Source organism: Hymenobacter mucosus, assembly GCF_900188255.1.
GTDB classification, from domain to species: domain Bacteria; phylum Bacteroidota; class Bacteroidia; order Cytophagales; family Hymenobacteraceae; genus Hymenobacter; species Hymenobacter mucosus.
Map to the genome: position 1 here is coordinate 100,227 of NZ_FZNS01000013.1, position 13,374 is coordinate 113,600.

At 52.8% G+C, this 13,374-nt stretch carries 10 protein-coding genes; 4 read left to right on the top strand and 6 right to left on the bottom strand.

Translation table 11 applies throughout. The features are described 5' to 3' along the window. Window positions 1-23: 23 nt before the first annotated feature. The 5 genes from CHB83_RS20765 to CHB83_RS20785 all read right to left on the bottom strand — a co-directional run bounded on the left by CHB83_RS20765 (window position 24) and on the right by CHB83_RS20785 (window position 6,725). A complete protein-coding gene (locus CHB83_RS20765) occupies window positions 24-1,406 on the bottom strand; it encodes an ABC transporter permease (protein WP_089334090.1) in 1,383 nt (460 codons plus the stop codon). A gap of 4 nt (window positions 1,407-1,410) precedes the next feature. Beyond that, on the bottom strand, window positions 1,411-2,829 hold the full coding sequence (locus CHB83_RS20770) for an ABC transporter permease (protein ID WP_089334091.1): 1,419 nt from the start codon (window positions 2,827-2,829) through the stop codon (window positions 1,411-1,413). 8 nt (window positions 2,830-2,837) lie between these two features. Then, window positions 2,838-3,545 (bottom strand): ABC transporter ATP-binding protein, encoded by a 708-nt coding sequence (locus tag CHB83_RS20775; RefSeq protein WP_317044811.1) that lies wholly within the window; start codon window positions 3,543-3,545, stop codon window positions 2,838-2,840. A gap of 135 nt (window positions 3,546-3,680) precedes the next feature. Next, window positions 3,681-6,170, bottom strand: coding sequence for a TonB-dependent receptor (locus CHB83_RS20780; RefSeq protein ID WP_089334092.1), 2,490 nt, complete (start codon window positions 6,168-6,170; stop codon window positions 3,681-3,683). 282 nt (window positions 6,171-6,452) lie between these two features. After that, complete coding sequence (locus CHB83_RS20785) at window positions 6,453-6,725, bottom strand: hypothetical protein (protein WP_089334093.1); 273 nt, start codon at window positions 6,723-6,725, stop codon at window positions 6,453-6,455. Between the two features lie 789 nt (window positions 6,726-7,514). Between CHB83_RS20785 and CHB83_RS20790 the strand changes: the two genes are divergently transcribed. Then, entirely contained in the window at window positions 7,515-8,258 is a 744-nt protein-coding gene (locus CHB83_RS20790; RefSeq protein ID WP_089334094.1) for a ParA family protein, read from the top strand. Window positions 8,259-8,269: 11 nt separating this feature from the next. After that, the gene (locus CHB83_RS20795; RefSeq protein WP_089334095.1) at window positions 8,270-8,743 is read left to right on the top strand and encodes a hypothetical protein; all 474 of its coding nucleotides are present in this window, start codon (window positions 8,270-8,272) and stop codon (window positions 8,741-8,743) included. 149 nt (window positions 8,744-8,892) lie between these two features. Here CHB83_RS20795 and CHB83_RS23640 read toward each other — a convergent pair whose 3' ends face one another. After that, window positions 8,893-9,279: a hypothetical protein gene (locus CHB83_RS23640; protein WP_143437226.1), complete on the bottom strand. Its 387-nt coding sequence runs from the start codon at window positions 9,277-9,279 to the stop codon at window positions 8,893-8,895. Window positions 9,280-9,655: 376 nt separating this feature from the next. Here CHB83_RS23640 and CHB83_RS20800 point away from each other — a divergent pair, with 376 nt between their 5' ends. After that, entirely contained in the window at window positions 9,656-10,480 is an 825-nt protein-coding gene (locus CHB83_RS20800; RefSeq protein ID WP_055562898.1) for an alpha/beta fold hydrolase, read from the top strand. A gap of 872 nt (window positions 10,481-11,352) precedes the next feature. After that, a complete protein-coding gene (locus CHB83_RS20810; RefSeq protein ID WP_045690575.1) occupies window positions 11,353-12,153 on the top strand; it encodes an alpha/beta fold hydrolase in 801 nt (266 codons plus the stop codon). Window positions 12,154-13,374: the final 1,221 nt, after the last annotated feature.

A 13,374-nucleotide genomic window follows, 5' to 3' on the forward strand; every position in this document is an offset into this window, starting at 1 on the left:
TCAAACAAAGCGGTAAGCTGGGCTTAGCGAGGGATAATGGGGCGCACCCGCCAGAGTACGGCCCCCAGTCCATAGACAGCCGCTACGCTCAACAACAGCTTCACTAGCCCCCGGTAGAGGGTTGGTAGCTCCGGTTGGCTGGTGAAGGAATGAGTAGGCTCCCGGGCATAGTCGGCGTGCGTGAATTCGACTTTCCCAAACAGGAAGGGGTAGTAAAACGCCCGCAATGAGTCGTGGAAGCGGGTAGCGCTGCGCTGGAATTGTAGGTGGGTAGGCAGGTCGGTACCGGCCAGGGCGTTGAAGCTAGTTTGGGCATTGATAGCCGGCGAGAGCAGATTTAATTGCTCTACCAGGTCGTAGCGCTGTTGGAGGCCGTGGGCGTAGGCGGCAGCCTGGGGCGCCACGGCTAGGTCGCCGAGGTGCTGAAAGGCATAGTACCAGCGCCACACAAACCGCTCCCGGATAGTGGCCGTATCGCGCCACTGCGGGTAGAGGGCGAAGAAGCGGTTCATGGTTTCGGTTTTGGGTCGGTCCCAGCCGCCGTGAATTTCTTCGCGCTGCTTGATAGTGAGGGCAATGCCCTGGGGCACGGGGCGGGCAGTAGCTACACTCAAATTCAGTAAGCTTGGGACCAGTACCACCAATAAGAGCCATACCCCCAGCAAGGCTACGGCATTCACGGCTGAGGGACGCTGCAAGGCCGTCACGACTAGGCTCACCCCAAACCAGAACAGGCAGTAGAGCACCGTCAGGCTCAGCCACATAATCACCCGACCATCCAGCGGCACCTGAGCCCACAGCATTCCGACTACCGAAAGCAAGCCCGCCAGCCCTAGCACTACCACTAAGCGGAACGCGAGCTTGGCCCCTACTACCACCGCCGGGCGCACCGGCTGGGCCAGCAGCACTACCAAAATGCCTTCTTCCCGCTCACTAGAAAGCAAATTGAAGCACAAGGCAATAATGAGCAGCGGCAATAGGTATACCAGCACAAAAGCCAGGTCGAAATTGCCGCTGAGCACCTTCATGGGATTGGTGTTGTCGGTGGCATATAGCTGGTTTTGGAGGCCTAGCAGGCGCAGCTTCACGTACGAGGGATTCACATCACGCAGCCCCAGGGAAAGGGCGGCCCACCGGTCGGGGTGGTGCATGGCGAAGGTAGAATGGTAGTACCCAATGTCGCCGGCATCGGCGGGGCCAGGAAACTTCACTTTAAGCTCGTCCACGTTGCGGCGGGTAAGCTCCGGCAGATTGGCCAAGTGCTGGCGCTGGCGTTCAATTTCCGTGGTGCCGTAGTAGATGCCGTATAGGCCAGTAGCCAGCAGCAGGCAGCACAACAGTACAAGCCCCCGAGCGGCCCGGAAATGCCGCCATTCGTAGAAAAACAGAATTCGGAATAGGTGCATGAGATTAAGCAACGGGAGTGGTAGCAATCAGCCGTAGGCCTATCCAGCTCAGCAGGCCTGCCCAGAGCAGCAAGGCCGCCATGGGCAAAAACAAGTGCGGCCAGGCCCACCCTAGCGTGGGGGCCTGGTACATGAAGACCGGTACCGCGCGCCACGTGCTGGCATCTAGCCGGCGTTCCTTGTCGCCGTAGCCCATGCTGGCTTGCAGGCCGTTCAGGCGTTGTACCAAGTCGTAGCGGTAGGATTCTGCTGCTTGCTGAAAGTGCACGTAGTGGGCGAAATCGGAGCCAGCCAGCCCCATCGACAAAGGCCGAATAGCTTGGTAGGGGTTTAGCAGGCCAGCCCAATCGGAAAGGCGGTTTTGGCGTTGGTAAGTGGCGTTCAGAGCGGCAAAGTGCTGCTGATACACCCGGGTAGAGTATTCCTCTCCGGCGGCCATTTGCAGCCCGGCTACGCTCACCGGTAGCTTGTCTTCGGAATCGACCCCGTATTTTTTCAACAGGTCGGCTTTCAAGGCAGCGGCCCGCTTGTCCTGCGGGTCGTGACCGTTGAGCCCATGCTGGGCCTGCTCGTGCACTTCGGCGTCCATTTGTGCCTTGGTGGTAGTAGGGTACAGCGAAGCACCCAAGTTGGCGGTGGCTTTGGGCAGGATGATGCCACTCAGAATCCAGAAACCTAGCAACGTAACCAGCGCCGCGCGGGAGCTGCTCTGCCCAGCCGATACCACCACGGCTCCCACCACGAACAGAAAGAAATACACCGCATAGCTGACGACAAACAAGGTGAGGCGCGCCGCCAGATCAACGCCGGACGCAAACTCTTCCCCCGTAAACAACAGCACCGCCGCCAAGGCCAAGGCCGGTGCCACAACCAACGCCACGGCTTGGCTGTATCCTAGTATCTTGCCCCAAGCTACTTGCCGTATCGTTACGCCCTGGCTGAGCAGTAGTTTCAGCGTGCCGGTTTCCCGCTCCTGGGTGAAAGCTCCAAAGCACAGAAAAATGATGAGCAGCGGCACCAGCAGTTGGAGTACGAAGGCCACGGTCATTTCGCCAAATCGAATCAGAGAGCCCGACTGCTGGGCTGGGCTGAAGTTGACACTGTTCTGCTGGTGGGCTTCCAGAAATACGGCGCTGCCCGTAAACGAGTCGACGCCAGCGTCCAGCAAGCTCAAGCCCGACTTAGGTCGGAACGCAAAAGAGCCGTAGTGAGCTACCCGGTGCGGGTGCCGGGCAGGCTGGTTGCGAAACTGCTCGTTGACGGTGGCTTGGGCCAGCTGGCGCTCTTGTTGCAGCGTACGGTACGAGGCACGGCCTACCAGCGTGGCTGCCAGCAGCAAGGCCAGCACTAGGGCACTCAGCACCCCAAACCGCCGGTCCCGCAGGGTGCTGATAAATTCTTTTTGGGCAATACTATGCATCATCGGCGGGGCTAGTTCATGAAGGTGAGGTAGAGCTGCTCCAACTCCTGGGCGTTTAAAGTGGCGGTCGGGCGCACATCTACCAGCTCACCTTCCCGCATAATGCCCACCCGCGTGCCTACTTCCTTGGCCCGGAAAATATCGTGGGTGGCCATAAGCACGGCCGTGCCCTGTCCGCTGAGCCGGCGAAGCAACTCCGAAAACTCGTTGGAGGCTTTGGGGTCGAGGCCAGAGGTAGGCTCATCGAGCAGCAGCACCTTCGCGTGCTTGGCCACCGCAATGGCAATGCCTACCTTCTGGCGCATGCCCTTGGAGTAGGTGCCCACCCGCCGTTGCACTGCTTCCGCCGGTAGGCCAGCATCGGTGAGGTATTGAACAAGCTCCCACTGCGGGTACTTATAGCCCGCCAGGCTGCTAAATAACGCCAGGTTTTCTAGGCCCGTGAGGTGCGGGTAAAGCATTACCTGCTCGGGAATGTAGGCCAGGTATTCCTTGATCTTGATCGGGTTGGTTGCTACTTCCAGCCCATTGACGAAAGCGGCGCCCGCAGTGGGCTGCACAAAGCCTAGGAAGAGGTTAATGGTCGTGGATTTACCCGCTCCATTCTGGCCCAGCAGGCAAAATACTTCGCCCGGGGCAATCTGCAGGTTTAGCCCGCGCAAGGCCAACTTATCGGCGTACTGCTTGCGCAATTCCTTGGCTTCGAGAATGTAAGTCATAGTACGAGTGAGTTTAAAGAGCGTCAAGGCGGAGCGTAGTCGCGGTAGCGCTCCTACTTTGCCTACTGACGAATAGCAAGGGCCGCACGCTCCACCTGCGCGTGGCCCGGTGCATCTTGGGTAAGGTCCTGCGCGCTAAAAGGTGTAGCCCACCGTTGCCATGAAGTTGCGAGGAGCGCCAGGGCTGGTGCGGAAGAAGTCGTAACCGCCGACGAAGTAGTACTTGTCGAGCAGGTTATTTACGTTGAAGTGGAAGTTGAACTTGCCCGTGGTGTAGAACAAGGCCGCGTCCAGTACCGTGTAGGAAGGCCAGTAGGCCCAGTACAGCTCCCCCGTGGTAGTATTCTGTACCTGGTTCTCGGTGCGGCGGCGGCCAATGGTGTTGCCACCTACGGCCACGCCCAATCCGCGCAGGGTTGGTGTCACAAAGGTGTACTTGGTCCAGAGGCCGGCCGAGTGGCGGGGGGCGTTGGCTAGGGGTTGGCCTTCCTCTACTGGTAGGGCTGCATCCAGCACCTCAGAGCTATTGAAGGCGTAATTGGCGTTCAGATTCAGATTTGGGAGCAGGTTGCCCACCAGCTCCAGTTCCGCTCCGCGTGAGCGGACCAAGTCGTTCTGGCGGTATATCGTTGTGCCATCGGGCATCAGCGCATTGGTGGGTACCAACTGGTTGTACTTCACAATCTGGTACACGGCCGCGGTAGCCAGCAGGCCTTTATTGAAGAACTCGCCTTTCAGGCCGGTTTCTAGTTGGTAGCTGGTTTCGGTATCAAAGGGCGTGCTGCGGCCGTAGCGCTCTGGAAAGCGCAGAAACTCCGGCTTGAGCGGTCGGAAACCGGCGCTGTAGGAGGCGAAATAGTTCAAGTTGTCGCGCAGGGCGTAGGTGAGGCCAGCGCGAGGTAGCACCCGGCGCTGCGGAATAGTCTCCGACCCGTTGCCATAGTCCCGTTCATCGGCGAATAGCTCGTAGCGGGCTCCGAGCAGCACATTCAGGCGCGGCGTCACGACTAGCTGGTCCTGCACGTAAAGGCCAGTGGTGTGGTACACCGAGTTGATGTAATCGACGAAGAACTGCGGCAGCGGGCGGCGGATGTACTTGGTAGGGTCCTGAATTTCGTAGAGCGGCTTTTTCAGGTCGAAGGTTAACGGAGTGGTCACGCCATTCACCAGCTTGCTCCGGGCCTCAAACATGGTACTCTGCGGATCCGTGGTGAAGCGGATGTAGTCCACGCCCGCCACCACTTTGTGCTGCACCGGGCCGGTAGCCACGTTCAACACGAAATAGGAGGCCAGGTTCTTGGTGTATTCCTCGGCCCGGCGGTCGAAGTAGCGCAGGTTCATCACCGTGTTGGCCGGCGCGTCGGCGTAGGTGTTCAGGGTGCGGTGCTCACTCAGGTTTTCGTTGTAGGTGAAGTCGAGGTAGGACGCATTGAACGACAGCCACTCGGTGAATTTGTGATTGAGTGAGGCGTTGAGGTAGTAGGTGCTCGTGCGGAAATAGTCGCTGGGCTGGCTCAGGGTAAACGAGCGAGGCAGGGCGTACAAGTTGCCACCCTGAATGGGTAAGCCGCGGTCCAGGTAGCCGTCGATATGGGTGTACACCAGCTCGGCATTGATGATCGTCTTATCGGTAGGCAAGAAGGTGACGGTGGGCGCCACCATCACGGAGCGGGTGTCGTTCACGTTGCGGAAGGTATTCGACTTCTCGAAGCCCGCGTTGAAACGGTACAGTACATTCTTCTGCTCATTAAGCGGCCCCGTCAGGTCGGCGGTGGCGCGCATGGTATTGAAGCTACCCGTTGAAAACGTCAGGGCCTGATGCGCCACATCCAGGGGCTTTTTGGTTACCATATTCACCGTGCCACCGGGGTTGATATCGCCATACAAGGCCGCGCCGGGACCTTTCAGCACCTCCACACGCTCCAGGTTCACTGTTAGAGGAGCTTGGGTAAACGAGTTGCCGTAGCTGAAGCCGGAGCGCAAGCCATTTAATAGGCGAAAGCCACTTTCGTAGCCGTTGCGGAAGCCCCGAATTGTGAGGTCGTCGTAGTGCGAGTACTGCGTAACGCCCGCCACGTTCTTTACCACTTCCGTGAGGCGCAGGGCTTGCCGGTCCTCTATCAGTTCCTTGGTTACCGTGGAAATAGACTGCGGCACGTCGATGGGGCGAGTGGCCGTTTTGGTACCCACAAAGCTGTAGTCGCTCTTGTAAGTAGTTTCCTTGCGGCCCAATACTTCTACTTCTTGCAGGGAAGTGGTAGTAGGCTGCAGAACGAAATCTACCGTTAGGGTAGGCGTGCTGGCACTGAGTACCACGGTCCGCCGGGCTTCTTGGTGGCTAAGGCTGCGCGTGATAAGGGTGTACTCGCCGAAAGGCAGGTCCAGCGAGAAATGCCCGTCAGCACTGGTTAGCGCGGCAAAGCGCCCGGTTTGTTCCACCACCGAAATGCCTTCCAGCCCTTCGCCCTTGGAGCTGGTAATGTGGCCATCAATGTGACTAGTGCTTTGAGCTGAGAGCAGCCCAGGAAACAAAAAAAGTAAGAGTAGAAAAATGCGCGCCATACGGAAATGGGCTACCCTACCACCGGCCATATAGGCCCGCAGCAAAGCAGAAAAATGAAGCATGATGAGATGGGGTCGGGCACTTCACCAAGCCAGTGCAGCCCAACCTACTGAGTTCTTAGAGCCGCATTGCCTAGCCGACCTTTGCGGATAAGAATGGGCCTATGCGTAGGCCTTGAATGGGATTCTTGAGCGGACCGGACGGGCGCAACTACTGGTTTAGTAGTCTAAACCACTACCAGCCGAAAGGCTTTTCCTGCGGGCACTGGGTGTCCCAACTCTGCTGGGTTCGTGTAACCTCGCGCTGCACTTACTTCTCCCCTACCCTCGGCCCGCTGCCGTTCGTTAGGCGTTATAAGGAGGGCCCCTTAAGGAGGCGCCATCTAGCAGGTGAGCTGTGCGAGCGACCGTTGCCCGCACCCGGTAAGAAGCATATACCAGAACCCGCACCGGCGTATTGACGGTTACCTCGGCACCCGGCTGAAACGCCACATTGTAGAACTGTTCAACGTGGCAGTGCTGGTGTTGGGAAGACAGAAGGAGCTTGGCAACCTCCCGTGGCTTTACTTGGAAAACAACGTCAGTTTCGGTATGCTGGTGAGCATGCAGACGCAACAAAGTAGCCTCGGGTATAAGTAACCGGGTGAATAGTAGCAGGAGCCACCACGCAATATATTTCCGCTTTCTACTCGTCACTTAACTATTTGCCAGGAAGAACAAATGTAGAAGCTTTTACATTTATGACACAAAGTTGCATGTAAATAATGTTCAGCTACTGATTGGGTTCGTCTTGGTAAGTGGAGGTGAGTAATGCACGTCTTAGTGCTTTACTCATCCCAAGAACTGCTGTGTCAGATAGGGTATATGATACTGGTGTTACCTATATTATTAGTGTTACTACTAGGGTATGAGTTATGCACTTTAGGTCCTGTCAAGAGTGTTACATCACCACCGTAATGAGGTGTTCATAGTAGGAGGTATGTCTCGATCATTTCGATATGATCAGCTAAATATCCTCTTAAGTCTAAGGGTTGACTTGAAGTCATGAGTATAGCGGAATCACGCACGCTTGGACGTTGCTAAAGCAAGCACGAGTAGTGCAAGATGGTTATACTCTGCATGGCAGTAGAGTTATCTAACTAGGCTGTTATTGTATTCTAAAAACGCACGGAAGTTGTTAGAGTATTTCAGGTGTTATGTAGTAACACTAATAACAGAGTGCCAACAATTCTTGTCTTTAGTAACACTAGTAACACAATTTATTCATATAACAGCTTCATCATAAACGAATTGCACAACAAAATACCCTTTTAAATTAGAGTAGTAACACTAATAACATAAAAAACACTGGTAACAGGAGTTTGATTCTATAACATAAATAACATAACGATTATGTAGTATTGCAGTATGAGCAAGATCATCGCTTTCACCAACCAGAAAGGGGGAGTAGGCAAGACCACTTCCACGGCAAACATCGGTGCCGGGCTAGCGCGTGCTGGCTACAAAGTGCTCCTAGTGGACCTAGATCCTCAGGTCAATTTGACGCATGGCTTAGGCCTAATTGGGGCCGAGTTCAACGTTTACGGTGCCTTGCTTCAAGAGTACCCCATCAAGGCTTATCCAGTACAGGAAAACCTGGGGCTGGTTGCTGGTGCTCCGGCATTATCTAGTTTCGAGAAAGTCAAGGGCGACGAGGTAGACCGGGAGTTTTTGCTGAAGGACTTGCTAGAACCCCTACAGGAGAAGTGCGACTTCATCTTGTTAGATTGCCCTCCCGCCCTGGGTCTTATTACCCTCAACGCGTATGCCTGCGCCGATACCCTCTACATTCCGCTGGAGGCGCAGATGTACGCAACTGATGGACTTGAGAAAGTACTGGAAATGGTGACCCGCGTAAAGCGCCGTTTAAATCCGGCCTTAACGGTAGGTGGAATCTTCTTTACTCGCTTTGACCCGCGCAAGGTATTGCGCCGTGAAACAGCCGAGATAATCCGCGACAAATACCCGGACCTAGTGCTCAAGCACACTATTCGCGAAACTATCACCTTGGGCGAAGCTCCTCATCTGAGCCAAGATATCTTTCGGTATGCCCCCAATAGTGCCGGCGCTGCCGATTATGAGCACTTAGTGCAGGAAATTCTTACCCGCTAACTCGCAGCATTATGGCCAAATCATTCAAGCAACTTGCCGCTAAGCCAGACGGGCAAAAACGAACGTCAGAAAAAGACATTCTGGACTTCTTGGAAGAACAGGACGAGCGTCCAGTTCCTACCGCAATTCCTCAGCATCCTACCACTGAGCAGAAATTCAGCAGCGCCGATGATTTAGGTAAGACCAAGAATACTTCTGTCAGCAGTATTACCGATGATACTAGTGTTACTAATGATACTATTGTTACTGATGTTGAGTCCGATGTTCGTCAGACGTTCATTATTGGGCAACAATACCTTGACCGCCTCAAGGACTACGTCCACACCAAGCGCGTAGCAGGTCAGTACGAGTACACGCAAAAGCAGGCCTTGCACGACGCCCTGGATAAATTGTTTGAGGGTGCCACTATTGAGGTGCGGCCAGCACACATTCGGCAGCAAGAAGAAACACGTAAGCAGCGGATTCGTCGGGGCATCCCCAAATAGGTAATATACTCTCACCGAGCTTAAAAACGGTTTGTTGTTGCCTAGTAAGACAATGAGTATGTAACTATCGGGCCGTAGTGGTTGGAAGAGTAAGACACTCTTCCAACCACTACGGCCCGATAGTTTGTGCACCTAATTACAATAGCGAGCTACGAAGCCGACCCTAGTCGAGGCCGCCGCTTACGGGCTGGTGTGGGCGAGGTAGGGGATGTAGACGCAACAGGTGCGGCAGGGGCTTGGCGAGGCGTAGGAGTAACGGGTAAGGTAGCAACCGGTTCCTCTGACCCTTCTTCCTCGTGCAAATGCGTGTCCATCAAGCGGGCCAGCGCATCAGACTCAGAACTTGCGGGTCGTAGGGAGGAACCAGTACGGGTGGGCCGAGCCTCCCGAGCGCGCCAGCGCAGGATACTTTCCGCAAGCTCGTCAATAGCACTTGTTACACTTTTAGGTAGCGCCGCCGGTGCGGCAGTAGGGGAGAGAATGGGAGCTAAGGCAGTAGTTAGCTCCGCTACAAGGGCTTTCTTGGGCGTTTTCACCTCGCTACAGACGTAGACAAGGGCGTACAGGTTTCGGCAGCCACTAGAGGAACTGACTTTCTGCTACTAAGAAGCCAAGACACCCTCATCTTTCATTCTCGGTGGGTAATTCTATGAGGAAAGGTGTCGTTTTTATCACGTAATAGAACGGTTAAATAAATCATTGATAATTAGATAATTAATCAAATAATAACCCAAGTAGTTGCCGAGTAGTGTTGTGCTTGTACTGTTGCAAGTGTGTTGGACTTAACAAAGAAGAAAAATAACGTGTTACTTTTGTCTTTTAGATACTACAGTTTGCACTATTTCGCTTAGCGGTAGCACTTGTAGTTATCAGCCTTTTGCGTACCACATTTTGTTATCATAGCCTTCTGCTATGCATCAGCTCTCTACTTCGCAAGCAGTAATCCAACGCAACCACATTCGCATAATTGGTGATAACAAGCCCACCTTGCTGTTTTGTCATGGTTTTGGTTGCACCCAACACATCTGGCAATACCTTACACCTGCCCTGGCTGCTCACTACCAGCTCATCCTATTTGACCACGTAGGGGCGGGTGGGTCAGATCTGAGTGCCTATAATCCCACCAAATATGCTTCTCTAGAAGGATACGCTCAAGATGTAGTGGAGATTTGTGCTGCTCTCGATTTGCACGATGTGGTCGTAATCGGTCATTCTATTGGCGCTACTATTGCAATGCTAGCGGCCATTCAAGCGCCCACGTATTTCAGGCAGGTAATGATGCTGTCTCCCTCTCCTTGCTTTATCAATGATGCCGGATACTTGGGCGGATTCGAGCGGGACGACGTAAATCAGCTACTTACTTTAATGGACGCTGATTACAACAGTTGGGCAAATATGTTTGCTAATCTCCTCATGGGGCCTAGCAACCCGCCTTCCATTGGGGAGGACCTAGCCGGCTATTTCTGCAGCATGGACACTACTATTGCCAAGCAGTTTGCACGCGTATCTTTCCTGTCTGATTACCGGCCGCAGGTAAGCCAAGTATCTGTGCCGACCGTGGTATTACAATGCTCTGAAGATGTAGTAGCTCCCCGGGAGGTGGGAGACTATCTACTTCACCACCTACCCGACGCTACACTCGTAACCTTACGAGCTACTGGGCATTGCCCTCACCTCAGCGCGCCCGTGGAAACACTCACGGCTATGGAGCGCTTCTTGCCTGCTATGGCACTATAAAAGAGTATAACTGCGTTAACGAATTCCTATTCCTTCGGTGTAGCTCACCGAAGGAAGTGAACTTAGCGTCGGTTTTTGGAGGCGAAACCCCTGATTTCCCAGCAAGACAGTAATTCTTGAAGTGTTTGGTACTGCTGCTGGGGCTTATTGGCGAAGTAGATGCAGTATTGACTGCGAGAAAAAATAATTGATACAGCGTAGCGCTGGCCATGCTGCCATTGAACCGTAGTGGGCCCCAAATAGCGAAGCGGATCCATTAAAAATGTGAAGGGGTGGGAGTACGAGCGGCTATACGGCAAAAGACGCTCGACAGTGCAGGATGTTGCTTTATTCTCAGGCACTACGCTAGTAGGTAGATGCAAACCAGTGCACTTGGCATCAGCCCAGAGACATCAGCTAGTTGTAGGTTCAAGTAGCCAGGTGACATCAGTGGGAAGTATAGCCCAAGCAACTCATGTTCATCAACACTAGAGCAAATGCAGCACCGGAGGCCTCTTCTGTAAGTGTGGCTAGCTGTCCTATTAGGTAAACGGAGCACTTTGCTCTAATTAGGAACAAGAAGCAAGGCTGTTACTCCGTATAGCGGTAAAACCAATATGGGAAGTGATAGTACAGCCCCATTGGAGATAATTGCACTATATCAAAAATATTCCGTTTTATAGGCCTGCGAAGGCCGATATAGCTACTTGTTATTCTGTATTATTTGGATAATACAGTAGTTGCCGAGTTGCCTCATAATGGGAAGGGTATGCTATGTTGAGAACAGCTTGCTACAGATTCAAAATCTCAGCAGTTTTATTCCCCACCTCCCCCCAAAGGCAGTTCATTTCTTACACTTACTGGGTAACTGCCTTCCCTAGTTCTCTATCTTAATGGATATCCTTAGCCGCCACAATGTTTCCACTTATGGCTCTGGTACGCAGCCTATCATATTCTCTCATGGATTTGGGACCGACCAGCACATATGGCATTATGTAGCTCCCGCCTTCGCGGCAAAACATAAGGTAGTTCTTTTCGATCTGATGGGCGCCGGCCAGTCAGACAGGACAGCGTATGACTTCACGCGCTACCGTACGCTAGATGGCTACGTAACAGACTTGCTAACCTTACTGCACGCACTGGATGTGTCAAAAGTTGTGTACGTCGGTCATTCCGTAAGTGGAATTATTGGCGTTCTGGCCGCTATTCGGGAGCCAGAGTTATTTGACCGCCTTGTTCTATTGGCCGCCTCCCCATGTTATATGAATGATGGAGACTATATAGGGGGCTTTGAGTTAGCAGATTTAGAAGAACTCGTCGGTTTTCTTGATCGTGATTACCTCGCTTGGTCGCGTGCAGTTGTGCCGACCTTAGTAGGAGGAGAGATGCGGACTGAGTTGGTTGATGAAGTCCTAGCCAGCTTCTCTCAGTTGGATCCGGCAATTGCTCGCCAATTTGCCCGTGCTACCTTCTTCTCCGATTATCGAGATGATCTGCAGAATTTGAAGGTGCCTACTCTCATTGTACAGTGCGCGCAGGACTCAATTGCTCCCACGGCAGTAGGCGAATATCTACACAAGAACCTGCTAGGAAGTACTCTCGCCGTTCTGGATGTTACCGGGCACTATCCTCATCTAAATGCGCCAGTTGCTACTATTTCAGCAATGGAGCGTTATCTGAGTGCTACCTCATAGCAGCCCAGTAGAGACAGTAGGATGTGAGAGTGGTGCTAACAACAAAGTACCTAGTGAAGTACTTAGAAGCCCAGCGGAATGCAAGAGGCTAGAAAGAAACGAGCAGCTTGCTCTATCCTTTAGTTATTAGGATGCTTGGAAAATAGGTGACATCCTCTTAGCCTGTTAGCAACTAAGCGGCTAAGCGCCCAGATTGCTCATCAGTTGCTGGGTGAAACTCACATTCAAGCTGTTCAACAAGCTCGAAGCTCAAGAGCACATCGTCATCCAACAGTAACTCTGCTGGTTCATGGCAGTAAGAAGTGGGTGTAGTATTCATACCTATATTTACCCTAACCTCGATAGTTTAGTTACGCCGTAATAGTTCTGCTTTCCTTACGCATTACAATATGGCGCTGCTTATTACAGATACTACTCTGCTATAAGTTCATTCACTTTCACGAGCATTTACCGAGAAAGTCTATACTCTGTACTATCCAGTTAATAGCTGTCCACATCCGTTGTTTTGACAGCAAGCTGTATCATCTCCATAGACTAGCCAGCATCCTTTCCAATCCCAATCGGGACTTGGTTGTATGATAGGTTCTTTTCTGAAAGTGGTTTCGCAGCCTAACAGTGCGGGGAGCGGACTGCATAGGTCCTATGAGCAATTAGTAGACGAAACGCTGCTGCCATAAAATCTCGGCACTCCCAGGCATCAAGAGTAATGTACATCAAGAGTAATGTAATAGTCGATTTGCACCCATACTCTATATAGTGTGTACTAGGCTAGCCCCTTGTGCGAACTATAGGTGTGTACAATTACTAAACGGCATACTATAAAATTTGCGGAGCAGTGAACTTGTAACAACAAGACTTGGTTAACAAGATCCAGCTAGCAATAGAAGAAGGATGTGCGATGAAGAAAAACGTAAATTTTTTGCCAGCGCTTGCATTGTAAAAAAACCTTTCTACTTTTGCAGCCCGCTTCAGCAGGAAGGGGGGACAGCAACTAAGAGAACAGAAAATATTTTCTACTACTAGTTGCACAAACGAAAACGCTTCGTACCTTTGCAGCCCGCTTCAATCGGAAGGGGGTAAGCAGAAAAGAAAGAGAAAAATTTTCCTTCTTTTTCTTGCGAACAGCAAAATGCTTCGTACCTTTGCAGCCCGCTACGGCTCGAAGGAGTTGCAGCCGCCACGCTCAGCGCGGCACAGGGTTAGTTTCAACCGGAAACTAGC